The sequence below is a fragment of the Thalassobaculum fulvum genome, from assembly GCF_014652915.1.
GTDB lineage: Bacteria > Pseudomonadota > Alphaproteobacteria > Thalassobaculales > Thalassobaculaceae > Thalassobaculum_A > Thalassobaculum_A fulvum.
This window is the reverse complement of the sequence record NZ_BMZS01000004.1, coordinates 154,332-177,824: the sequence shown is the minus strand read 5'-3', so window position 1 is coordinate 177,824 and position 23,493 is coordinate 154,332. Positions and strand designations below refer to the sequence as shown.

The 23,493-nt window shown below is 70.8% G+C and carries 21 protein-coding genes; 12 read left to right on the top strand and 9 right to left on the bottom strand.

Going from position 1 to position 23,493, the window contains the following annotated elements:
• From IE246_RS10175 to IE246_RS10160, 4 genes are all read right to left on the bottom strand, one after another.
• On the bottom strand, positions 1-1,062 hold the full coding sequence (locus IE246_RS10175; protein ID WP_189989014.1) for an ABC transporter permease: 1,062 nt from the start codon (positions 1,060-1,062) through the stop codon (positions 1-3).
• A gap of 10 nt (positions 1,063-1,072) precedes the next feature.
• Positions 1,073-2,671 (bottom strand): ABC transporter substrate-binding protein, encoded by a 1,599-nt coding sequence (locus IE246_RS10170; protein WP_189989012.1) that lies wholly within the window; start codon positions 2,669-2,671, stop codon positions 1,073-1,075.
• A 160-nt stretch (positions 2,672-2,831) separates the two neighbouring features.
• Positions 2,832-3,599 carry an SDR family oxidoreductase gene (locus IE246_RS10165; protein WP_189989010.1) on the bottom strand — a complete coding sequence of 256 codons (768 nt, stop codon included), beginning with the start codon at positions 3,597-3,599 and terminating at the stop codon, positions 2,832-2,834.
• Complete coding sequence (locus IE246_RS10160; protein ID WP_189989007.1) at positions 3,596-4,111, bottom strand: acyl-CoA thioesterase; 516 nt, start codon at positions 4,109-4,111, stop codon at positions 3,596-3,598. Before IE246_RS10160 ends, IE246_RS10165 begins: the two co-directional genes overlap by 4 nt.
• A gap of 174 nt (positions 4,112-4,285) precedes the next feature.
• Between IE246_RS10160 and IE246_RS10155 the strand changes: the two genes are divergently transcribed.
• The 4 genes from IE246_RS10155 (at position 4,286) to IE246_RS10140 (ending at position 8,672) form a co-directional block, all read left to right on the top strand.
• The gene (locus tag IE246_RS10155) at positions 4,286-4,468 is read left to right on the top strand and encodes a CbtB domain-containing protein (protein WP_189989005.1); all 183 of its coding nucleotides are present in this window, start codon (positions 4,286-4,288) and stop codon (positions 4,466-4,468) included.
• Between the two features lie 16 nt (positions 4,469-4,484).
• Positions 4,485-5,228, top strand: coding sequence for a CbtA family protein (locus tag IE246_RS10150; RefSeq protein WP_189989003.1), 744 nt, complete (start codon positions 4,485-4,487; stop codon positions 5,226-5,228).
• A 293-nt stretch (positions 5,229-5,521) separates the two neighbouring features.
• Positions 5,522-6,466 carry a 3-hydroxyacyl-CoA dehydrogenase gene (locus IE246_RS10145; protein ID WP_189989002.1) on the top strand — a complete coding sequence of 315 codons (945 nt, stop codon included), beginning with the start codon at positions 5,522-5,524 and terminating at the stop codon, positions 6,464-6,466.
• A gap of 4 nt (positions 6,467-6,470) precedes the next feature.
• Positions 6,471-8,672, top strand: a complete 2,202-nt coding sequence (locus IE246_RS10140) for an alpha-ketoacid dehydrogenase subunit alpha/beta (RefSeq protein WP_189989000.1) — start codon at positions 6,471-6,473, stop codon at positions 8,670-8,672.
• Positions 8,673-8,675: 3 nt separating this feature from the next.
• Here the strand turns inward: IE246_RS10140 and IE246_RS10135 are convergent, their stop codons facing one another.
• Positions 8,676-9,905 carry an MFS transporter gene (locus IE246_RS10135; protein WP_189988998.1) on the bottom strand — a complete coding sequence of 410 codons (1,230 nt, stop codon included), beginning with the start codon at positions 9,903-9,905 and terminating at the stop codon, positions 8,676-8,678.
• A 115-nt stretch (positions 9,906-10,020) separates the two neighbouring features.
• Between IE246_RS10135 and IE246_RS10130 the strand changes: the two genes are divergently transcribed.
• The gene (locus IE246_RS10130; RefSeq protein ID WP_189988996.1) at positions 10,021-10,815 is read left to right on the top strand and encodes an aspartate dehydrogenase; all 795 of its coding nucleotides are present in this window, start codon (positions 10,021-10,023) and stop codon (positions 10,813-10,815) included.
• 182 nt (positions 10,816-10,997) lie between these two features.
• Here the strand turns inward: IE246_RS10130 and IE246_RS10125 are convergent, their stop codons facing one another.
• Together IE246_RS10125 and IE246_RS10120 are read right to left on the bottom strand one after the other, a co-directional pair.
• Positions 10,998-11,378 carry a VOC family protein gene (locus IE246_RS10125; protein ID WP_189988994.1) on the bottom strand — a complete coding sequence of 127 codons (381 nt, stop codon included), beginning with the start codon at positions 11,376-11,378 and terminating at the stop codon, positions 10,998-11,000.
• The gene (locus tag IE246_RS10120; RefSeq protein WP_189988992.1) at positions 11,375-12,292 is read right to left on the bottom strand and encodes an Fpg/Nei family DNA glycosylase; all 918 of its coding nucleotides are present in this window, start codon (positions 12,290-12,292) and stop codon (positions 11,375-11,377) included. Before IE246_RS10120 ends, IE246_RS10125 begins: the two co-directional genes overlap by 4 nt.
• Before the next feature lie 104 nt (positions 12,293-12,396).
• On the opposite strand from IE246_RS10120, the gene IE246_RS10115 reads away from it, so the two are divergent.
• Positions 12,397-13,389, top strand: coding sequence for an NAD(P)H-quinone oxidoreductase (locus IE246_RS10115; RefSeq protein ID WP_189988990.1), 993 nt, complete (start codon positions 12,397-12,399; stop codon positions 13,387-13,389).
• Positions 13,390-13,419: 30 nt separating this feature from the next.
• Here IE246_RS10115 and IE246_RS10110 read toward each other — a convergent pair whose 3' ends face one another.
• Positions 13,420-15,120, bottom strand: coding sequence for a thiamine pyrophosphate-binding protein (locus IE246_RS10110; protein ID WP_189988989.1), 1,701 nt, complete (start codon positions 15,118-15,120; stop codon positions 13,420-13,422).
• Between the two features lie 225 nt (positions 15,121-15,345).
• Here IE246_RS10110 and IE246_RS10105 point away from each other — a divergent pair, with 225 nt between their 5' ends.
• The 3 genes from IE246_RS10105 to IE246_RS10095 all read left to right on the top strand — a co-directional run bounded on the left by IE246_RS10105 (position 15,346) and on the right by IE246_RS10095 (position 21,044).
• Positions 15,346-17,226, top strand: a complete 1,881-nt coding sequence (locus tag IE246_RS10105) for an ABC transporter ATP-binding protein (RefSeq protein WP_189988987.1) — start codon at positions 15,346-15,348, stop codon at positions 17,224-17,226.
• On the top strand, positions 17,223-19,145 hold the full coding sequence (locus tag IE246_RS10100; protein ID WP_229836872.1) for an ABC transporter ATP-binding protein: 1,923 nt from the start codon (positions 17,223-17,225) through the stop codon (positions 19,143-19,145). The genes IE246_RS10105 and IE246_RS10100 overlap by 4 nt, the downstream gene beginning before the upstream one ends.
• A gap of 309 nt (positions 19,146-19,454) precedes the next feature.
• Positions 19,455-21,044 (top strand): FMN-binding glutamate synthase family protein, encoded by a 1,590-nt coding sequence (locus IE246_RS10095; RefSeq protein ID WP_189988985.1) that lies wholly within the window; start codon positions 19,455-19,457, stop codon positions 21,042-21,044.
• Positions 21,045-21,171: 127 nt separating this feature from the next.
• On the opposite strand, the gene IE246_RS10090 is transcribed toward IE246_RS10095, so the two are convergent.
• Positions 21,172-21,627, bottom strand: coding sequence for a VOC family protein (locus tag IE246_RS10090; RefSeq protein WP_189988983.1), 456 nt, complete (start codon positions 21,625-21,627; stop codon positions 21,172-21,174).
• Between the two features lie 298 nt (positions 21,628-21,925).
• On the opposite strand from IE246_RS10090, the gene IE246_RS10085 reads away from it, so the two are divergent.
• The 3 genes from IE246_RS10085 to IE246_RS10075 are packed head-to-tail and all read left to right on the top strand — an operon-like array spanning position 21,926 to position 23,232.
• The gene (locus IE246_RS10085; protein ID WP_189988981.1) at positions 21,926-22,465 is read left to right on the top strand and encodes a DUF4142 domain-containing protein; all 540 of its coding nucleotides are present in this window, start codon (positions 21,926-21,928) and stop codon (positions 22,463-22,465) included.
• Positions 22,453-22,794 carry a cupredoxin domain-containing protein gene (locus IE246_RS10080; RefSeq protein WP_189988979.1) on the top strand — a complete coding sequence of 114 codons (342 nt, stop codon included), beginning with the start codon at positions 22,453-22,455 and terminating at the stop codon, positions 22,792-22,794. The genes IE246_RS10085 and IE246_RS10080 overlap by 13 nt, the downstream gene beginning before the upstream one ends.
• Before the next feature lie 42 nt (positions 22,795-22,836).
• On the top strand, positions 22,837-23,232 hold the full coding sequence (locus IE246_RS10075; protein WP_189988976.1) for a VOC family protein: 396 nt from the start codon (positions 22,837-22,839) through the stop codon (positions 23,230-23,232).
• The last annotated feature ends 261 nt before the right edge of the window (positions 23,233-23,493 follow it).

Below are 23,493 nucleotides of genomic sequence, written 5' to 3'. Positions count from 1 at the left end.
TCACCGTGCCCGCGGGTCGACGAAGCGGTACAGCACGTCGGACAGCAGGTTGAGGCCGATGAACACGATGCCGACGACCACGGTGCCGCCCAGCACGGCGCTCATGTCGGCCGCCAGCAGGGCGTTGGTGATGTAGAAGCCGATGCCCGGCCAGGCGAACACGATCTCGGTGAGCACCGATCCCTCGAGCAGGTTGGCGTAGCTGAGCGCGATCACCGTGATCAGCGGTACCATGACGTTGCCGAGCGCGTGCCGCCAGATCACCCGGGCCTCGGACAGCCCCTTCACGCGGGCCGTCGTGACGTATTCCTGGGCGAGCTGCTCGAGCATGAAGCTGCGGGTCATGCGGCTGACATAGGCGAGCGAGTAGTAGCCGAGCACCGAGGCCGGCAGCACGATGTGCGACAGCGCGTTGGCGAACACCTCGGTGTCGCCGGCGAGCAGGCTGTCGATCAGGATCACCCCGGTGACCTGCGGCACCACGTCCTCGAAGAATACGTCGAGGCGGCCCGGGCCGGCGACCCAGTCGAGCTTGCCGTAGAACACCAGCAGCCCCATCAGGCCGAGCCAAAACACCGGCATCGAGTAGCCGAACAGGCCAAGCAGCCGGACCAGATGGTCGGGCCAGCGTCCCTGGTTGACCGCCGCGACCACGCCGGCCGGCACGCCGATCGCGACGCCCAGGAAGGTGGCGACGGTCGCCAGCTCCAGGGTCGCGGGGAACACCCGGGCGATGTCCTCGATCACCGGGCGCGAGGTCAGCAGCGACATCCCGAAGTCGCCGCGCAGCACCTCGGTGATGTAGTTCCAGAACTGGATGTACAGCGGGTCGTCCAGGCCCATCGCGGCGCGGGTCGCCTCGTAGACCTCCTTGGTCGCCCGTTCGCCGACCACGGCCAGGACCGGGTCGATCGGCATCACGCGGCCGATCAGGAAGGTGATCAGCAGCAGGCCGAGCATGGTGACCGCCAGCGAAACCAGCAGGCGGCCGCCCTTCAGAATGCCGGAACGGGAGGAGAGCCAGGCTCTCCTCCCGCCCGAAGTGGTGCCGGTGAGGCTCATCTGGACCGTGTTACTTCGTGACGGTCCAGTAGTGCACCGACGAGATCGCGCTGCCGGTCACGAGGCCCTCGACGTTCTTGCGCAGCCCGGTCTGCTCGATCTTCTGGAACATGATGACGAACGGGCTGGTCTGCTGGTGCTCGCGCTGGATGGCGCGGTACATCTCGGCGCGCTTGGCGGAGTCGGCCTCCTCGACGGCGGCCGCGGTCGCCTTGGTCATCTCGGGGATGTCCCAGCCGTTCCGCCAGGCCAGCTTGCCGGTCAGCTTCGCCTCGTCGGAGTTGTTCGGGTTGTGGGCGAAGGTGTCGGCGTTGGTGTGCGGGTCCGGATAGTCCGGCCCCCAGGCGCCGAGGTAGACGTCGTGCTCGCGGGCCCGGTACTCGCCGAGCGACTGCTTGCCGGTCATCGGGGTCAGCTCGGCGTTGATGCCGGCCTGGGTCAGCGTGCCCTGGATGGCCTGGGCGATCGCCATGTAGGTCGGCTCGTTGCGGACGTTGATCTTGACCGCGACGTCGGAGGCGTGGCCGGCCTCGGCCAGCAGCGCCTTGGCCTTGGCGATGTCGAGCTTGTACGGCTTGTCCTTCAGCTCGCCGAGATAGGTCAGCGGCAGGAACGCCTGATGCACGGTGTACTGGCCGCGCAGGATGGTCTTGGTCATGCCCTCGTAGTCGACCGCCCACTTGAAGGCCTCGACGACCTTGGGGTCGTTCAGCGGCGCCTTCTTCTGGTTGAGCGACATGTAGACGATCCGGCCGCGCAGATCCTCGTCGACCTTGAGGTCGGCGTTGCCCGAGATCGCCGCGATGTCGTCCGGGGTCAGGTTGCGGGCGACGTCGATGTCACCCTTCTCGAGCTGCAGGCGCTGGCTCGCCGACTCCGACACGTGGCGCACGAACACCCGCTTCATGGCCGGCTTGGCGCGCCAGAAATTGGCGTTGGCCTCAAGCACGTAGGACTCGTTGGCCTTCCACGACTTCAGCGCGTAGGCCCCGGTGCCGGCGGTGTTGGTCTTCAGCCACCCGTAGCCCATGTCGCCGTCCTTCTCGTGGGACAGCGCCGTCTTCTTGTCGACGATCGAGCCGATGGTGGCGCTCAGGCAGTTCAGCACGAAGGACTGCGCATACTTCTTGTCGGTCACGATCACCAGGGTCTTGGCGTCGGTCGCCTTGATGGTGTCGTTGATGTTGTCCTTGGTGAACCCGAACTGGGTCAGGATGAAGGACGGGGTCTTCTCCAGCAGCACCGCGCGCCGCAGCGAGAACTCGGCGTCCTCGGCGGTGAACGGGTTGCCGGACTGGAACGTCACCCCGTCGCGCATGGTGAGGGTGTAGGTCTTGCCGTCCTCGCTGACCGTCCACGAGGCGGCCAGGCCCGGCTGGTAGCCGGCGCTGAGGTTCTTCGGGTCGAACTCGACCAGACGATCGTAGGTGTTCTGCAGCAGGTCGCCGCCGGAGAACTCGAACGCCTCGGCCGGATCGAGCGATACGATGTCGTCGATGGCCGCCGCGACCACCAGCGTGTCTTTCGGCGTCGCGGCCAGGGCGGCCGTCGAGGTCATGGTGACCACGGCCAGCATGCCCGCCGCGAACGCGGACGTGAATTTGGTCATCTGTGATGCCTCCTGTTAGGACCGGCGGTCGCGTTGGTCCCCTGGACCGCCTTCCATGGACGGTCCCGATTGTTACTCGTTTGTGCGGCGCGAGAGAACCCGAATCCTAACCGACCGGTCAGGGCGAATGTCGCCCATCGATGAATTCCGAACGCGGCACTCAGGCGAGTTTCCAGCCGCCTGCGACGTCGAGCACCTGGCCGGTGACGAAGTGGCCGTCGGCCGAGGTCAGGAACAGCGCGGCCGCCGCCACGTCCGCGGGCGTGCCGAGCCGCCGCATCGGGGTGTCGGCGACGATCGCGTCGTTGACCTCGGTCGCCACCCCGCGCATCAGCGGCGTGTCGATCCGCCCGGGCGCCAGGGCGTTGACGTTGACGCCGCTCGGCCCGAGCTCGCCGGCCAGGTGCCTGGTCAGGCCGATCAGCCCGGCCTTGGTGGCCGGGTAGTGGGCGGCGACGAAGCCGACATGGGTCTTTCCGGCGACCGAGGACTGGTTGACGATCGAGCCCCAGCCGCGTCGCGCCATCCCGGGCGCGAACACCCGCACCCCATGGAACGCGCCGGTCAGGTTGACTTCCACCACCCGGTTCCACTCGGCCGGGTCCATCTCCAGCACCGAGGCCGGCTTGCCGGCGTGCTTCGGCGAGATCCCGGCGTTGTTGACCAGGATGTCGACCGGCCCGAGTGCGGCGGCGACCTCGTGGCCGGCCGACTCGACGGCCTCGAACCGGGCGACGTCGCAGGCGACCGCCATCGCCTTGTGGCCGGCCGCGGCGATCGCGCCCGCGGCGTCCTCGGCGGCGTTGCCGTTGGCGTCGAGCACGGCGACCGCCGCCCCGGCCTCGGCCAGCGCCTCGGCGATCGCCCGGCCGATGCCGGAACCGCCGCCGGTGACGACCGCGACGCGGCCGCTGTGTGTCCTGCTCATGCGCCTTCCTCCGATGGAGCGTCGAGCGCCCGGATCGCCGTCCGGACGCCGTCGGGAATCGCCACCTTCTCGCCGGTGGCGTTGATCATCAGCACCAGCACCGCGGTGCAGCTGGCGTGGCAGCCGGCCTCGCCCCAGGCGGCGTACTCCATCACGAACGAGGTGCGCCGCATCGAGCGCACCCGGGCTGTGACGAACACCGGGTCGTAGTAGGCGAGCGGCAGCAGGTAGCGGGCCTCCAGGCTCATCATGACCGGACCCGGGGTGTCCGCCGACAGCCGCGGCAGCCCGGCCGCCTGCAGGTAGCGGTTTCGGGCCGCCTCGAACCACAGCAGGAAGCTGGTGTGGTTGGCGTGCCGGAACGCATCGACGTCGCTCCATTCGACCAGCCGCTCGAAGCCGAAGTGCCAGCCGGGGTCGATCCGGAACCGGGTACGGGCCGCGTCGGAGATGCGGTCGGTCGGCGTTCCGGCGAGCCGGGGGTCGTCGGTGGGGGAAAGGCTGTCGTTCATGGTACAGGTCGCGCAGGTGGAATCGCGGCATCTTCGGCGAGCGACCCGGCGTCGGCAACCGTCCGTGCCGGTCTCGCTCGCCCGCGTTGACCGGCGACCGCAGGTCGACTAGGGATTCCGGCAATCCGGCGGTACACTGTGCCGCCAAGCGTCGAGGAATGGAGGGGTAACGGCATGACCACGCAAGCTCTGAAGCAAGGCGCTGCCAGGGTGTCTCGGCGCGACGCGATGGTCGCGGCCTTCCTGGCGCTGTTCCTCGGCAGCGTGCTGACCTTCGGGACCGGCATGGCGGCGCCGGACGCGGTGCACAACGCCGCGCACGACTGGCGCCATTCGATGGGCTTCCCCTGCCACTGACCTGACGGGTGTCGCAGTGCTCCGGCGCGTCCTGATATCGGCCCTGTTCGCCGGCCTGCTGGCCGGGCTGGCGACGTCGGCACTGCAGGCGGTGACCACCACGCCGCTCATCCTGCAGGCCGAGACCTTCGAGTCGGCCGAGTCGGCGGCGCCGGCCGGGGGCCACGATCACGCCGTACCCGCCGGCGCCACGGCGGCAGCCGGGCACGTCCACGACGAGGACGCCTGGGCGCCGGCCGACGGGATCGAGCGGCTCTTCTACACGACCGTCGCCAACGTCGTCGGCGGCGTCGGCTTCGCGCTGCTGCTGACCGCCGGCTTCGTGCTGCGCGGCGACAGCGTCGGCGGCCGGCGCGGGCTGCTGTGGGGGTTGGCCGGTTTCGCCGCCATGACCCTGTCGCCGTCGCTCGGCCTGCCGCCGGAGGTGCCGGGCAGCGTCGCCGCCGATCTCGCCGCACGGCAGGTCTGGTGGCTGTCGGCCGTCGTGACCGCGGCACTCGGGCTGTGGCTGCTGGCGTTCGGGCGCTCGACCCTGTTGAAGGTCGTCGGCGTCGCCGTCCTCGCCCTGCCGCATCTGGTCGGCGCCCCGCACCCGCACGGCGGCGAGGCCGGGATCGCACCACCCGAGCTGGCGGCCCGGTTCGCCGCCACCTCCATCGTCGTCTCGGCGCTGACCTGGGCGCTGATCGGCTGGCTGGCCGGTACCGTCTACGAACGGCTCGGACCCCCGGAGACCGGGGCGGAGACCGCGACGGCCTGAGGCCGCCGACGCCTCAACCACCGCTCATTTGACGTCATCCCGGACGAGCGCGCCTCGGCGCGATCGTGCCGGGACCCAGGAGGCGACGGGCCTTCGTCGCGTCGACCGCGGAGCGGCGGGTGGGTCCCGGATCCGTCCCGCCTATGGCGACCCGGTCCGGGATGACGGCAGAAGGAGAGGTGGCCCGGGGAAGGCGACGCCGCTTCCCGAGCCCGGTTCACTCCCGCTAGACTTCCTCGAAACACGGCGTGCCGTCCGGTGCGCCCAACCACGAAGACGTTCGAGGAAACGCCATGCCCGAGACCTTCGCCGTTGCCGGCGCCGGCCTGATCGGCCGCGCCTGGGCCATCGTGTTCGCCCGCGCCGGTCACCGCGTGCGCTTGTGGGACGGCGTGCCGGCCGCCCTGGACGCGGCGCTGCCGCTGCTGCGCGCCAACCTGGACGACCTGGAGGCCCAGGGCCTGATCGCCAGCGCCGCCGAGGTCGTCGGCCGGGTCGAGACCGTGGCGAGCCTGGGCGACGCGCTGGACGGGGCGGCATGGATGCAGGAATGCATCGCCGAGCAGGTCGAGCCGAAGGCGGCGCTGTTCGCGGAGGCCGACCGGCTGGCCGGGCCGACTGCGATCCTGGCCTCGTCGTCCTCGGCGATCGCCGCCTCGCGCTTCACCGAGGAACTGCCGGGCCGGCTGCGCTGCCTGGTCGCCCACCCGGTCAACCCGCCCTACCTGGTGCCGCTGGTCGAGTTGTGCCCGTCGCCGTGGACCGACAAGGCGGTGGTCGCGAAGGCGCGGACCGTCATGGAGGCGGTCGGCATGGTGCCGGTCTCGGTGAACCGCGAGGTCGAGGGCTTCGTGCTGAACCGCCTGCAGGGCGCGCTGCTGGCCGAGGCGTTCAAGCTGGTGGCCGACGGCACGATCTCGGCCGACGACCTGGACAAGACCGTCAAGGACGGGCTCGGCCTGCGCTGGTCGTTCATGGGGCCGTTCGAGACCATCGACCTGAACGCCCCCGGCGGGGTCGCCGACTATTGCGCGCGCTACGGCCCGTTCTACGAGCGCCTGCAGGCCGAGCAGGCGCCGGTGCTGGCCTGGGATGCCGACCTGGTGACCCGGATCGAGGCCGAGCGCCGCAAGCACCTGACGGCCGACCGGCTCGGCGAGCGCCAGGTCTGGCGAGACCGCCGGCTGATGGCGCTGCTGCGCCACAAGAAGGACGCCACCGACGAATACGGGGGGTAGGGCCATGCCGCGCGTCATCCGGCTTTCCACCGATACCCCGTGGCAGGAGATCCGCACCACCGCGGCGGACTGGAAGAAGGCCGGCCGCGGCCGGCTCGGCGCCCTGCTGCACCGCATGCACCTGATCCGCGCCTTCGAGGAGGCGGTGCTGGAGCTGGCCGGCGAGGGGCTGGTCAACGGTCCGGCGCATTCCTCGATCGGCCAGGAGGGCGCCGCCGTCGGCGCCATGGCGGCGCTGACCCCGGCCGACCAGATCAACGGCTCGCACCGCGCCCACCACCAGTTCCTCGCCAAGGCGCTCGGCCGCGTGCTGGACGGCGAGGCGATCGATCCGCTGGCCGGTGACGAGCACCCGGCGGTGGCGCCGATGCTGACGCGCACTCTGGCCGAGATCATGGGGCTGCAGCCCGGCTTCACCGGCGGCCGCGGCGGCTCGATGCACCTGCGCTGGGCCGAGGCCGGGGTGATCGGCACCAACGCCATCGTCGGCGGCGGCGTGCCGTTCGCCCTGGGGGCGGCGTGGTCGCGCAAGCAGGCCGGCACCGGCGACGTGGCGGTGACGTTCTTCGGCGACGGTGCCCTCAACATCGGCGCGGCGCTGGAGAGCCTGAACCTGGCCGCCGCCTGGAACCTTCCGATCTGTTTCTTCGTCGAGAACAACCAGATCGCGGTGGCGACCCGGGTCGACGAGGCGACCCGCGAGACCCGGCTGTCGGCCCGCGGCCTCGGCTTCGGGATCCCGGCGTTCCGGGTCGACGGCATGGACCCGCTGGCGGTGGCGCTGACCATGGACAGGGCGGTCGGGATGCTGCGCGCCGGCGAGGGCCCGGTGCTGGTCGAGGCCGACACCTACCGCTACTTCCACCAGTCCGGCCCGCTGCCGGGCTCGGCCTTCGGCTACCGGACGAAGGAGGAGGAGGACGAGTGGCGCAAGCGCGACCCGATCAAGCGGGTGGCGCGCGAGGCGGCCGCCGCCGGCCTGATCGACGACGCCGAAGACGCGCAGCTTCGCGAGCGCTCGGTCCGGACCATGGCCGATGTCGTGGCGAAGCTGGTTGAGCCCGAGGGCAACGGCCGGCGGATCGTGCCGGCGCTGTGGCCGGACACCGCGACCGTCGACGACGGCCTGCGCAGCGACGGCCGCGAGTTCGCCGGAATCGAGTTCGTCGAGCTCGATACCTACGAGGGGGCGGTCGCCGAGCGGAAGTTCATCGACGTGGTCAGCGCCGTCATGGACCGGCGGATGGCGCGCGACCGGCGGGTGATCGTGCTGGGCGAGGACATCCACCGGCTGCGCGGCGGCACCAACGGCGCCACCAAGGGGCTGTACGAGAAGTATCCGGACCGGGTGCTGCCGACCCCGATCTGCGAGCAGACCTTCAGCGGTTTCGCCGGCGGCGTGGCCGTCGACGGGCGCTATCGGCCGGTTGTCGAGCTGATGTATCCCGATTTTGCCTTAGTGGCTTGCGACCAGTTGTTCAACCAGATCGGCAAGTTCCGGCACATGTTCGGCGATACCCTGACCATGCCGGTCGTGGTGCGCGGCAAGGTCGCCATGGGCTCCGGCTACGGCTCCCAGCACTCGATGGATCCGGCCGGGCTGTACGCGCTGTTCCCGGGCTGGCGGATCGTCGCCCCGACCACGCCGTTCGACTATGTCGGGCTGATGAACTCGGCCCTGACCTCGGACGACCCGGTGCTGGTGATCGAGCATCTGGAGCTGTACGCGTCGTCGGGGCCGGGGCCGGTCGACGACTACGATTTCCACGTCCCGCTCGGCCGGGCCCGGGTGGCGCGCCAGGGCGGTGCGGTCACCATCGTGACCTACCTGGCGATGGTCGAGCGCGTGCGGGCGGCGGCCGAGCGGCTGGGCATCGACGCCGAGATCGTCGACCTGCGCAGCCTCGACCGGGCCGGGCTGGACTGGGACACCATCTGCGCCAGCGTCCGCAAGACCGGCGCCCTGGTGGTCGCCGAGCAGGGGCCGCTGACCGGGTCCTACGGCCAGATGGTGTCAGACGAGGCCCAGCGCCGGCTGTTCGACTGGCTGGACGCGCCGGTGCTGCGGATCCATGGCGGCGAGGCGTCGCCGACGATCTCGAAGGTGCTGGAGCACGCGGCCCTGGCCAACGACGCCAGGGTCGAGGCCGGGCTGCGCCGGGCGATGGCCGAGATCGGCCGGCCGCTGCCGGCGGCCGCCGAGTAGCGGCTACTTCTCGAACAGGTCGTCGAGCCGGTCGACCCGCCGGATACCGGGGAACAGCCGCCACCACAGCGCGGTGATGCCGATGGTGACGATGCCGCCGACCAGCACCGACGGCACCGAGCCGATGGCGCCGGCCATCATGCCGGCCCGGAAGTCGCCGAGTTCGTTCGAGGCGTTGATGGCGACCGAGTTGACCGCGCTGACCCGGCCGCGCATGCCGTCGGGCGTGGCGATCTGCACCAGGGTCTGGCGGATGTAGACGCTGACCATGTCGGCGCCGCCGTACACCCCGAGCGCCAGCAGCGACAGCCAGAACGTCTCGGACAGGCTGAACACCACGATCGAGGCGCCGAAAATCGCCAGCGCCACGAAGAACGCCGGCCCCATTTGGCGCGGGGCGGCGATCTGGGTGAGCGCCAGGCCGATCACCAGCGAGCCGACCGCCGGCATCGCCCGCATCACCCCGAGGCCGTCCGGCCCGACGTGCAGCACGTCGCTGGCGAACACCGGCAGCAGGCCCATGACGCCGCCGAACAGCACCGCCATCAGGTCGATCGAGATCGCGCCCAGCACCAGCTTGTTGCGCCAGACGTAGGAGAACCCGCCGAGGATCATCGCCAGGCCGAACGGCTCGGGCGCCTGGACCTTCAGGCGGGCGCCGATCGCCCCGACCGAGGCCGCCGACACCGCGAAGGTCGCCAGGATCACCCAGTACACGCCGTCGCCGGTCCAGGCGATCAGCAGGCCGCCGAGCGCCGGCCCGATCAGCTGCGCCGCCTTGCTGGCCGAGGACGAGTAGGCGATCGCGTTCGGGAACTGCGGCCGCGGCACCAGGTTCGGCAGGATCGCCTGGCTGGCGGTGTGGAAGAACGAGCGCGCCGCCCCGTGCAGCACCAGCACCGCCAGGATCGGCCAGACCGCGCCATCGTCGTGCGACAGGATCGCGATCAGCAGTCCGACCACGACCATGTGGGTCAGGTTGCAGGCGACCTGGATGCGCTTGCGGTCGAACCGGTCGGACGCCAGGCCGGAGACCAGGAACAGTGCCAGCGCCGGGGCGAACTGCGCGAGCCCGACTAATCCGAGGTCCACCGGGTCTCCGGTGACCTGGTAGACGTGCCAGCCGACCGCGACGGTCAGGGCTTGCACGGCGATGGTGTTGCTGGTCCGCCCGCTGACGAACAGCAGGAAGTCGCGGTTGCGCAGGAGCGGCGTCGGTTCGGCGGTGTCCATCGGCGGGGAACGCTGGTCAGGCAGGGCGACGGACTATACGCGGCGTTCTCCCGGCTGTCCCGGGGCTGCTGCTGTCGTTAGGCTGGTTGCCTAAAGCAGTCTCCGGAGGATCCCCATGCTTCGTCTCGGCCTCATCGGCGCCGGTGCCATCGGCGCGCACGTGATCGACCTGGTGGCACGCGACCTGTCCGACCGGGTGACGATCCCGGCGGTGCTGGTGCGCAAGCCGCGTCCGCCGGCCCCGGGGCCGAAGCTGCTGGCCGACCCCGAGGCGTTCCACGCCGAGGCGTTCGACGTGGTGCTGGAGGGCGCGGGCCACCAGGCGGTGCGGGACCACGTGCCGCGGCTGCTGGAGCGCGGGGTGAGCGTGATCATGACCTCGATCGGGGCACTGACCGACGACGCGCTGCACGCCCGCTGCCGCGAGGCGGCCGAGGCCGGCGGCGCCACCCTGACCCTGGCCTCGGCCGGGATCGGCGCGCTGGACATCCTGTCGGGCGCGGCGATGGGCGGGCTCGATTCGGTCGAGATGATCGTGCGCAAGGATCCGAGCGCCTGGTTCGGCACCGCCGCCGAGGACATGTTCGACCTGGCCGGCATGACCGAGCCGACGGTGATCTTCGAGGGCACGGCTCGCGAGGGGGCGGCGACCTATCCGCAGAACGTCAACATCTCGGCCGCCGTGGCGCTCGCCGGCATCGGCCTGGACCGCACCCGCCTGACCATCGTCGCCGACACCACCATCGACACCCACGTCATCGAGGTCCGGGCCAAGGGCGCCTTCGGGTCCTTCACCTTCGTCGAGGACGTCGCGGTCGCCGAGGAGAACCGCAAGACCGGCAAGATCGTGGCGATGGCGGTCACCAAGACGGTCCGGCAGCTGGTGTCGTCGGTGCGGATCGGGGGGTAGGGTGCGGCGGCATTCTTCGAGCAACGAGGTGGTTCGTGGGTTCCGGATCCGTTCCGCTGGCGCGGCCCGGTCCGGAATGACGAGTGAAGTGGGAGTTCCAATATCCTTTCGTCATTCCGGACAGGCGCGCCACCGCGCGGCTGATCCGGAACCCGCGGAGCGACGGGCGGATGCTCGGGACGCTACTTCCCCGCCGGAAACGTCACCGCCTCGATCTTGTTGCCGTCCGGGTCGTGCACGAATGCCCCGTAATAGGCCGTCATCGCCGCCTGCCGCGGTCCCGGTGCGCCGGCATCGCTTCCGCCGTGCATCAGCGCTGCCGCGTGGAACGCCCGAACCGCCGCCTCGTCGCGGGCGCGCAGGGCGACGTGGGCGCCGGTGCCGGGCTCGACCGGGGCCATGGCCTCGCGCAGGTTCAGCCAGATCTCCGGATACCTCTTGCCGAACCCGACCGTGCGCTCGCGCTCGACCAGCCTCGTGTAGCCGAGCGGGCCGAGCAGCCTGTCGTAGAACGCCGCGGCGGCGGCCAGGTCGCTGACGGCGACCGAGACGTGGTCGATCACGGGTTCTTCCTCCGGTTCTCCAGCTCGTCGATGGTCTTCGGCCAGTCCTTCTTCAGCAGGCCGGACAGCGCCCGGTCGGCCAGCAGCCTGCCGCCGGTCTGGCAGCGCGGGCAGTAGTTGGTCTCGTTGTCGGCGTGCACGATGCGCTGGATCGGCGTGCCGCAGACCGGGCAGGGCTTGCCGTACCTGCCGTGGGCGGCCATCGCCGGCCGGAACGCGGTGACCCTGGTCGGCCAGCCGTCGCCGACCTCCCGGCGGCCACGCTCGATCCAGGCGAGCAGCGTTGCCCGGGTTGCTTCGTACAGCCGGTCGATTTCCGCCTCGTCCAGTCTCGAGGTCATGGCGATCGGCGACAGCCCGGCGGCGTGCAGGATCTCGTCGGAATAGGCGTTGCCGATGCCGGCGAACAGGCGTGGGTCGGTCAGCGCCCGCTTGAGGGTGTGGTTCCCGGCGGTCAGTGCCGCGGCGAACCCGTCGCGACTGGCCTCCAGCGGCTCGACGCCGCCCGGATCGTGCTCGGCCAGGGCCGCGGCCCCGCGCACCAGATGCAGGCTGGCCCGCTTCTTCGAGCCCATCTCGGTCAGGAGGAGGGTCCCGCCCCCGGACGGACCACCGGCGAAGTCGAAGGCGGCGAGGCCCTTCCTGCCCGGCAGCGGCGCGCCGGCCGCAGCCCATTGCAGGCGGCCGGCGATCATCAGGTGCAGCACCAGGAACAGGTCTCCGTCGAGCCCGATCACGATCCGCTTGCCGAGCCGGCGCAAACTCTCGACCCGGTGCCCGGCCGCGGTCCTGATCGGCGGATCCACCGAGCGCACCAGGAACGGGCTGGCGATCCTGAGCCCGGTCAACTCGGCCCCGAGGATGCGGCGCTCCAGCGCCTCCAGGTAGATCGCGATGTCCGGCAGTTCCGGCATGGCACGAGTGTCGTCCGCCGCTCCGGCGCGGGCAAGCGGCCGGCGGTCTTTTCCCGGACGGCGGGGCGGGCTAGGTAGGGGAAGACCCAGCGAGGGAGCGAACCATGTCCGACCTACCCGCAACCATGACCGCGATCGAGATTACAGAGCCCGGCGGCCCCGAGGTCCTGAAGCCGACGACCCGGCCGGTGCCGGCGGCCGGCGACGGCGAGGTGCTGGTCAAGGTGTCGTTCGCCGGGGTCAATCGGCCGGACTGCCTGCAGCGGGCCGGCGGCTATCCGCCGCCGCCGGGCGCGTCCGACATCCCCGGGCTGGAGATCGCCGGCGAGGTGGTCGCGGTCGGCCCGGGCGTGACCCGCTGGAAGGTCGGCGATCCGGTCTGCGCGCTGGTCGCCGGCGGCGGCTACGCCGAGTACTGCACCGCACCAGCCGACACCTGCTCGCCGCCGCCCAGGGGTTACGGCCTGGCCGAGGCGGCGGCGCTGCCGGAGAACTACTATACGGTCTGGACCAACGTGTTCGAGCGCGGCCGCCTGCAGAAGGGCGAGACCATCCTGATCCACGGCGGCTCGTCCGGCATCGGCACCACCGCGATCCAGCTCGCCCACGCGTTCGGCGCCAGGGTGTTCGCCACCGCCGGCTCGGCCGACAAGGTCAAGGTCTGCGAGGAGCTGGGGGCGGTGCGCGGCATCAACTACCGCGATGAGGACTTCGTCGAGGTGATGAAGGAGGCCGGCGGCGCCGACGTCATCCTGGACATGGTCGGCGGCCCGTACATCCAGCGCAACCTGGACTGCCTGAAGCTGGAGGGCCGGCTGGTGCAGATCGCCTTCCTGCAGCCGCCGGTGGTCGACAAGTTCAACTTCCTGAAGGTCATGACCCAGCGCCTGACCATCACCGGCTCGACGCTCAGGCCGCGAACGGTGGCCCAGAAGGCCGCCATCGCCCGGCAGCTCGAGGACAAGGTCTGGCCGCTGCTGGAGGCCGGCACGGTGAAGCCGCTGATCCACTCGACCTTCCCGCTGGCCGACGCCGCCGGCGCCCACGCGCTGATGGAGTCGAGCCAGCACATCGGGAAGATCCTGCTGCAGGTGTAATGTGTAGGCCACCTGTCCGCACGGCGCTCGTCAGTGCGCCGCGTCGGGCGGGATCGGCTTGTCGAAGCCCATGATCGGGGCGGCCGCCTCGGGGTCGATGACCGCGTTGATCAGATACGGGCCGTCGCAGGCTAGGCCGCGGGCCAGCGCCGCCGGCAGCTCGGCCGGGTCGGTCACGCTCTCGCCCCGGCATTTCAGGGCGCGCGCCACCTCGGAGTAGTCGACCTCCAGGAAATCGCAGTCGAGGTAGCTGCCCATCGACAGCTCCTCCCAGTGGCGCTGGAACGCCAGGGTGGAGTTGTTGAACACCACGGTCAGCACCTTCACGCCGTAGCGCGCGGCGGTCTCGAGCTCGTTCATCACGTAGCCGAAGCCGCCGTCGCCGGCGACGCAGATCACCGTGCGCGACGGGTCGCCGAGGCGGGCGCCGATCGCCGCCGGCAGACTCCAGCCGATGCCGGCGGTGCCGCGCGGCGACAGCATGAAGCGCCCGGCGACCGGCACGTCGAGCTGGCTCATCGCCCAGCCGGTGACGTAGCTGGCGTCGGTGACGATCAGGGTGGACGGATCGACGACCCGGCCGATCTCGGCCATCACGCGCTCGGGCCGCATCGGCCGGCGGTCGGATTCCGCGACGGTCGCCAGCTCGCGGGCGACCTGCTCCTTCAACTCGGCCATGCGGCCGCCGTTGCCGCGGTCGGCCCGCGCGATCGAGGCGGTCCGGCAGTGCGCCAACAGGTCGCGCAGGCTGTCGCGCACGTCGCCGACCATCGGCACGTCGGTCGGGAAGTTGCGGCCGATCTCGCCGGGATCGACGTCCAGGTGGATCAGCGCGGTGCCGGGCTTCGGCAGGGTCCAGTTCGAGTAGCAGATCTGCCCGGTGCGCGAACCGAGCACGAACACCACGTCGGCTTCCTCCAGAAGCGCGTTCGGCACCTTGCCGCGGCCGTACAGCCCGCCGGTCGAGGTGCCGAGCACGCCGGCCGACAGCGGATGGCCGTCGGCGATCGCTCCCTTGCCGGTCATGGTGGTGGCGACCGGGGCGGCGAACCGTTCGGCCAGCTCGACGATCTCGGCGAAGGCACCGGAGGCGACGCTGCCGCCGCCGGCGACGATCAGCGGCCGCTCGGCCTTGGCCAGCAGGCCGGCGGCGCGCGCCAGGGCGCCGGCGTCGGCGCGGCTGCGGACCGACGGGCAGTGCGCGTACGGCTCGTCGGCGAACGGCTCGCCTTCGGTCTCGGCCGCCATCACGTCGGTCGGGCACAGCAGCGCGACCGGGCCGGGCCGGCCGGAGGTGGCGATCCTGAGCGCGGAGCGGGTCAGCTCGGCGGTGCGTTCCGGCAGGTCGATGCGCAGCACCGCCTTGACGAACGGCGCCAGGGCGGCGGTGTGGTCGAGGGCACTGCCGGCGTGCCGGCCCTTCAGCCGCAGCGGATGGTCCTGGACCAGTGCCACGACCGGAACCGAGGACTGCAGGGCCTCCAGCAGCCCGGTGATCAGGTTGGTGGCGCCGGGGCCGGAGGTCGACGCGCAAACCCCCGGCCGTCCGGTCGCCTGGGCATAGCCGTGCGCCATGATCGCGCCGTGCTTCTCGTCGCGCACCGTGACCACCCTGGTCACCGCCCGGTCGACCGCGTGGAACACCTGGATCGGGTCCTCCATGCCGAACAGGCAGGCGACGCCGTGGGCCTTCAGGGTCTCGTATAGGATGCGTCCGGCGGTGGCTTTCATGGGGAATCCTCTGGCAAGTACCCCTGCATGAACGCACGGCGGGGTGACAGGAGCAATGGGCGTGGGGTCCGGATGCATTCGCTGTGTGACCGGTCCGGGATGAGGGGGTTACGGGGGACCCACTACCGTCCTCATCCCGGCCGCGCCGAGCCCCATCGGCCGGGTGTTCGCACCGCCGTAGCCGTGCCATAATCCGAGCCCAATCCCGGAACCCGCCCCGTTCCCATGTCCGGCTCGCAGCAGCATTCCAGACGCGTCGACACCCAGGTCGACGCGCAGTACGGCATCGACGTCTCGCGTCTCGACGCGGCGGTGCTGTGGCGCATCACCGCGATGGCGTTCCGCCACCGGCTGCGGATGGCGGTGGCGGTGGTCGCGACGCTGTGCGCCGGCGGCTTCCAGTTGCTGGTGCCGCAGTATCTCGGCCGCGCCGTCGACCAGGCGCGCGGGCTGCTGGCCGGGGCCGCCGCCGGCGAGGTGGCGCGCTCGGCCGCCGAGGACGCGCTGCTGACCACCGCACTGCTGCTGCTCGGCGCCGCGATCGCGCGCGGCAGCTTCACCATGCTGCAGAACTACCAGGGCGAGGCGGTCGGCCAGCTGATCGGCTACCGGCTCCGGCTCGACTACTACCGCAAGCTCCAGTCGCTGAGTCTGTCCTGGCACGACCGGGTGCACACCGGCGATCTGATGACCCGGGGCATCCTCGACATCGAGGGGGTCCGGCTGTGGGTCGACACCGGCGTGCTGCGCTCGATCCTGCTGACCGTGCTGATCGGCGGCGGCGCCGTCGTGCTCCTGCGCAACGACCCGGTCCTGGCGCTGGCGGCGCTGAGCTTCGTGCCGATCGTCGGCATCCGCGCCTCGATCGCCCGGCTCAAGCTGCGCGACACCTGGATCGCCCTGCAGGACCAGATGTCGCTGCTGACCAAGGTGATGGAGGAGAACCTCGGCGGCATCCGGGTGGTGCGCGCCTTCGCGGCCCAGGCCCACGAGCTGGCGCGCTACGACGCGATCTCCGACACCGCGCTGGCGATCGCCAGCAGGCGCGTGCGGCTGTTCGTGCTGTCGACCACGCAGATGACCTTCGTCTACTTCCTGGCGATGGCGCTGACGCTCTGGGTCGGCGGCACCAAGGTGGTGGCCGGCGAGGTGACGCTCGGCCAGCTCGCCGAGGCGCTGGCGTTCATGCTGATCCTGCAGATGCCGGTGCGGCAGATCGGCTGGATGATCAACTCGATCGCCCGTGCCTCGACCTGCGGCGGCCGGCTGTTCAACGTGCTCGACCTGGAGCCGTCGATTTCCGACGCGCCCGACGCCAGGCCGCTCCAGGTGACCGACGGCGTGCTGCGGTTCGAGAACGTGGGCTTCCGCTACCCGGCGGCGGCGCGCGACGACCGCATCCTGGAGGACGTCAGCTTCGAGGCCCGGCCGGGCAAGATGATCGGCATCGTCGGTCCGCCCGGCTCCGGCAAGACCACCATCGCCCAGCTGGTCGGCCGGTTCTACGACGTGGCCGAGGGTCGGATCACCCTGGACGGCCAGGACATCCGCGGGGTGACGCTGAAGTCGCTGCGCGCCGCCGTAAGCATCGTCCCGCAGGAGCCGTTCCTGTTCACCGCGAGCATCGGCCACAACGTGGCCTACGGCGACCCGTGGGCCGGGCGCACCGACATCGAGAAGTCGGCGCAGATGGCGCAGCTGCACAGCTACATCAAGGGCCTGCCGCAGGCCTACCAGACCCTGGTCGGCGAGCGCGGGGTCTCGCTGTCCGGCGGCCAGCGCCAGCGGCTGTCGATCGCCCGTGCGGTGCTGCCGGACGCCAAGGTGCTGGTGTTCGACGACTCGACCGCCGCCGTCGACGCCGCCACCGAGCGCCGGATCCGCGAGGCGCTGCGCGAGTTCACCAGGGACCGCGCGGTGATCGTGATTGCCCACCGGCTCAGCTCGCTGATGCACGCCGACGAGATCCTGTTCCTGGAGGGCGGGCGGATCGTCGAGCGCGGCAGCCACGACGCGCTGATGCAGCAGGGCGGCCGCTACGCCCAGCTCTACGAGCTGCAGGCCCGCAGCGTGGCCGGAGAGGGCGCCGGGGAGGGCAGCCGATGAGCGCGCCAGAGAAGACCCCGACCGCACCGCATCCCGAGCAGGGACCGGGTCATGCCATGGGGGAGCGTCCGGCGCCGCTCGCCGTGGTCGGCTCGCAGGTCGACCAGGAGGAGGAGCTGTTCGGCCGCGCCTTCGACCCGTGGGTGGTCAAGCGCTTCCTGGAGTACCTCAGGCCCTACCGCCGGCGCATCGCGCTCGGCGTCGCCGCGGTGCTCACCTTCACCGCCACCCAGCTGTCGATCCCGCTGATCGTGCGCGCCGCCATCGACCACGCACTCGCCGAAGGAGCGGGCGACCTCGACCTGCTGCAGCTGTTCGTCGGCGTGTTCGTCGGCGTCGTGGCGCTGAACTACGCCGCCAACCACCTGATGGAGGCGACGGTCAGCCGCACGGCGCAGAACCTGCTGTTCGACCTGCGCCGGGCGATGTACGCGCACCTGCAGGTCGTCTCGCTGTCGTTCATGGACAAGACCGAGGTCGGCCGGCTGATGTCGCGCCTTCAGGGCGACGTCTACGCCCTGCAGGAGTTCCTGGAGTCCTCGATCTTCGCGATCGGCGACCTGGTGCTGCTGTTCGGGATCGTGGCGGTGGTGCTCAGCCTCGACACGGTGCTCGGCGGCCTGACCCTGTCGGTGGTGCCGCTGCTGCTGCTGGTGCGGATCGTCTGGCTGCCGCTGGCCCGCAAGGCGTTCATGGCGGCGCGCGAGGCCTCCAGCGCGGTCAACGGCGCGCTCGCCGAGAACGTCCACGGCATCCGCGCGATCCAGGAACTGGGCCGCGAGGAGGTGAACTTCCGGTTGTTCGACGCCAAGGCGCGGACCAACCTGAACGCCCACTTGCTGGCCTCGAAGTTCACCAACGTGATGATCCCGATCGTCGACACCCTGACCGGCTCGGCGATGGCGATCGTGGTGGTGGCCGGCGGCTCGATGGTGCTGTCGGACCGCCTCGACATCGGCGTGATGGTGGCGTTCCTGTTCTACGTGCAGCGGTTCTTCGACCCGATCCGCTCGCTGACCCTGCAGTACTCGATCATGCAGCGCGCCATGGCGGCCGGGCAGCGGATCTTCGAGGTGACCGACGTCGAGATCGAGGTGAAGGACGCGCCGGACGCCGAGGACCCGGCCGGGATCGACGGCGCCGTCGAGTTCCGGAACGTCACCTTCGGCTACGTGCCCGGCCACCCGGTGCTGCACGACGTCAGCTTCAAGGTGGCGCCGGGCGAGACCGTGGCGCTGGTCGGGCCGACCGGCTCCGGCAAGACCAGCACGACGGCGCTGGTGCACCGGTTCTACGACGTGTGGGACGGCCAGGTGCTGGTCGGCGGCCGCGACGTGCGGGCGGTCACCCAGGCCTCGCTCGGCCGCCACATCGCCATGGTGCTGCAGGAGCCGTTCCTGTTCTCCGACACGGTCGAGGCCAACATCCGCTACGCCCATGTGGCGGCGACCCGGGCCGACGTCGAGGCGGCGGCGAAGGCGGTCGGCGCCCACGATTTCATCCTGAAGCTGCCGCAGGGCTACGACACGATGCTGGAGCAGCGCGGCGCCAACCTGTCGCTCGGCCAGCGCCAGCTCATCAGCTTCGCCCGCGCCCTGGTGGCCGACGCCCGCATCCTGGTGCTCGACGAGGCGACGGCGAACGTCGACAGCTACACCGAGCTGGAGATCCAGCGCGCACTCGCCCGCCTGCTGCAGGGCCGCACGGCGCTGGTGATCGCCCACCGCCTGGCGACCATCCGCGGCGCCGACCGCATCATCGTTCTGCAGGACGGCCGCAAGATCGAGGAGGGCCGCCACGACGCCCTGGTGGCCGCCGGGGGGCTGTACGCAAGGCTGTACCGTATGAACTACGCCAGCTTCGACGACATCCCGGACGAGGAGATCGCCAAGGCGACGCGCGGCGAGGGGGCGACTTGAGGGAAGGGCGGGTCTCGGCCCGCTCTCGTCATTCCGGGGCCGCGGAGCGGACTCCGGGATCCATCCGTCAAACCGAGCCGCGGACACCCATGTTGCCCGAGGGATCCCGGAGTCGCCCGCTACGCGGTCGCACCGGGATGACGGAAGAGAGAAGGTACCAATGACCGCTCACTATCCGAACGCGCCGTAGCGCATCGCACCGCCCATCCATCCCGCTTTCGTTAGTATCTCCTTCAATTTCTCGGCATTACCCTCCGGCCAGGACAGCGGCCGCCGCGGGCCGAACCCGCGCGCCTTGGGGGAGGAACCATGCGCTACGCCGTCTTCGTACTGCTGATCGCCGCTCTCGTCGCGGGCGCGGCGCTCGGCGCCGCCGGGATCTGGTACGGCTGGCTGGCCGCCGCGCTGGCCGCGCCGTTTGTGCTGATCGGCCTATGGGACCTGCGCCAGACCCACCACAGCCTGCTGCGCAACTACCCGGTCATCGCCCACATGCGCTGGCTGTTCGAGGGCATCCGGCCGGAGATCCGCCAGTACCTGATCGAGAGCGACGCCGACGCCTTCCCGTTCAATCGCGAGCAGCGCTCGCTGGTCTACCAGCGCGCCAAGCAGGAGGTGCAGACCGTCCCGTTCGGCACCCAGCAGGACGTCTATCGCCCGGAATACGTCTACTTCACCCATTCGCTCGCCCCCCGCCACCCGGCCGGCTTCGACTTCCGGGTGCGGGTCGGCGGGGCGGCCTGCCGGCAGCCCTACGACATCTCGCTGTTCAACGTCTCGGCCATGAGCTTCGGCTCGCTCAGCGGCAACGCCATCCAGGCCCTGAACAAGGGGGCGAAGCTCGGCGGCTTCGCCCACGACACCGGCGAGGGCGGGATCTCGCGCTACCACCGCATGCACGGCGGCGACATCATCTGGGAGCTCGGCTCCGGCTATTTCGGCTGCCGCGCCGAGGACGGTAGCTTCGATGCGGCCAAGTTCGAGAAGCAGGCCGCCGACCCGCAGATCAGGATGGTCGAGGTCAAGCTGTCGCAGGGCGCCAAGCCCGGCCACGGCGGCGTGCTGCCGGCTTCCAAGATCACGCCCGAGATCGTCGAGGCGCGCGGCGTGCCGATGGGGATCGACTGCGTGTCGCCGGCCGCCCACCCGGCGTTCTCGACCCCGGTCGAGTTCGTACACTTCCTGCAGCGCCTGCGCGAGCTGTCCGGCGGCAAGCCGGTCGGCTTCAAGCTGTGCGTCGGCCACGCCCACGAGTTCATGGCGATCGTGAAGGCCATGAAGCAGGAAGACATCTATCCCGACTTCATCGTGGTCGACGGCAGCGAGGGCGGCACTGGGGCGGCGCCGGTGGAGTTCACCAACAGCCTCGGCATGCCGCTGCGCGAGGGGCTGCACTTCGTGAACATGACCCTGGTCGGGGCCGGCATCCGCGACCGCATCCGGATCGGCGCCAGCGGCAAGATCATCTCCGGCGCCGACATCGCAATGGCGCTGGCGCTCGGCGCCGACTGGTGCAATTCGGCGCGCGGCTTCATGTTCGCGCTGGGGTGCATCCAGGCGCGGTCGTGCCACACCAACCGTTGCCCGACCGGGGTGGCGACCCAGGACCCGGTGCGCCAGAAGGCCCTGGTGGTCGAGGACAAGTGCGTGCGGGTCGCCAACTTCCACCGCAACACCCTGGTCGGCTTCGGCGAGATGCTGGGGGCGATGGGGCTGGAGCGGCCGGGCCAGATCACCTTCGACGTTCTGCACATCCGAACTGCCGACCCGGGCAGCCTGCTGCACCTCCGGCTGGCGCCGGGCGAACTCCTGCGGCCGGACTGCGCAGCACCCTTCGCGGTGCCCTGGGCCGAGGCCCAGGCCGCCAGCTTCGCGCGCGCAACCCACGCGGCGGCGTGATAGGCGGGTCCCGGATCGTCGCGCCGACGCGCGCCGTCCGGGATGAGGAGCGAAGGGGAGCCGCCACTATCCCCTCATCCCGGCCCCCGAGCCGGGACCCATGCAGCGACGGGCGCCGGGACGCCGGCTAACGCCCGCTCCCGCCCATCACCTCGGTGGTCCGCCCCTCGGCCTCGCTGGCCGGGAAGTTCAGCTCGACCTTCACGCCGTTCGGGTCGAACAGGAACAGCTGGTAGGCCGAGACCAGGTCGGCGCGGCGCTCGGTGAAGGCGACGCCCCGGTCCTTGAGCCGGGCGATCACGGCATCCAGCCCGGTGGCGCCGAACGCCACGTGGTCGATGGCGCCGGTGCCCTCGGTCGCCTCGGTCTGCTGTCCGACATAGCGGCGGCGCTGCTCCGACACGCCGGCGCCGCCCGCGGTCAGGTGCAGCACGTCCTTGCCGCCGAGGTACAGCCAGCGCACCGGGAAGCCGAAGTCGGGGTGCGGGCCTTCCTCCAGCCCGAGCACGTCGACGTACCAGTCGCGCGTCGCGTCGAGGTCGTCGACCTGGAGCAGGAAGTGCTGGAGATCGGTCAGCGGCACGGTCGGTTCCTCCCGGGATGTGGCTGTCTGGCCATCTTCTTTGCCTGTCGTCCCAAACGATTTGCAGTCTATCCGCAAGCGTTCCGGGTCGATTGACCAATCGTCCTGCGCGGCGCAATTCAACCGGGTCACGCAGACCGGAGACGGCGGGCCGGACGTTGGAGCGACGCCGGTATCCTGACCGTCTTCCAGCCCTGCATCAACGCCATGACCGGCGCGGGATCGGCGACGTCCCGCCACGGGGAACGCCGTACCCGCGACCGCGCCATGGGCCCGACACACCAGGAGGAGACCCGCCATGCTGAAGGCCCTGAGACTGACCGCCGCCGCCGCCGCGCTCGTGGTGTCGGCCGCCGGCTGCGCCGCCGCCGAGCAGCCGAAGATGAACGACCTGGAGATCGCCCATACCGCCTACACCGCCGGCAACCTGGACATCCGCTACGCCCATATGGCGCTGGCGGTCAGCGAGAACCCGGCGGTGCTGGACTTCGCCCGGACCATGATCCGCGACCACAGCGCGGTGAACGACCAGGCGGTGGCGCTGATCGGCAAGCTCAAGGTGACGCCGCAGGACAACCCGCTGAGCCGGGCGCTGGTCAAGGGGGCGGCCGAGAAACGCGCCGAGTTCGGCAGGCTGTCGGGCAAGGCGTTCGACTGTGCCTACGCGACCAACGAGCTAGGCTATCACCAGGTGGTCAACCAGACGGTCGCCGGCACCTTCATCCCGCAGACCACGGTCCCCGAGCTGAAGCAGCTTCTCGAGGGCGCCCTGGCGACCTTCCAGGCGCACGAGAAACATGCCGGGGCCATGGTGAAGGGCCTGAAGTGCGGCGCCTGACCCGTCGGGTGACGCGTCTGGGCGGCCTCCTGGTGGGGGCCGCCCTGGCGCTCGCCCCGGCCGACCCGGCGGCGGAGACCCATCGCGTGGTCATCGAGCGGTTCGCGTTCGTGCCGGCCGAGCTGTCGATCCGGCCGGGCGACACCGTGAGGTTCGTGAACCGCGACCTGGTCCCGCACACCGCGACCGATGGGGAGGGACGCTGGGACACCGGCACCCTCAGTCTCGGTGCCGCGGCCCGCGTCACCTTCGAGGCGGCGGGGACCTTCCCCTACGTCTGCATCTTCCATCCCAGCATGCGGGCGCGCATCCGCGTCGTCCCGGAGTGAGACCCGCGCGGCCGGACGGCTGCGCCAACCGGAGAGACTCCCATGTCCATCGTCGATCACCTGAGCGTCGGCGTTCCCGACATCGCCGAAGCCCGCAAGTTCTACGACCCGGTCATGGCGGCGGTCGGGGCGAAGTGCCTGGTCGCCGCCGACGGCATCGCCGCCTACGGCTCCGGCCGGGTCGAGTTCATCGTCATCCTGCCGTTCGACGGCCGGGACCCGACCGGCGGCAACGGCACCCACATCGCGCTGACTGCGGCGTCGAGGGCGGCGGTCGATGCGGCCTACCGTGCCGCCCTCGACAACGGCGGGTCCGACGAAGGCGCGCCGGGGCCGCGCGCCGCCTATCCGATCCCGGACGTCTACACCGGCTATGTCCGCGATCCGTTCGGCAACAAGCTGGAGGTGATCCACAACGGCTTCTCGGCTCAGGCCTGACCGAAGGTCGCCGGGCGGACCCGTGTCCGCCCGGTTGACTTCGGCCGATTTCGCACCGACAGTGCCGGCCATGCGCCCGAGCACCCACAGCGTCCGGAAAGTCAAACCGCTCCTCGACCCGGGGACCGGTTCCGTTCGCATGCCGTAAGCGCACCGCGCAGCATCGCTACGACGACCAACCATCATCCCCGGCCGGCTCGGACGGGGATTTTCGCATGCGCGCACTCCCGCTCCGCCCGGCCTCCATCGGAAGGAGCACAC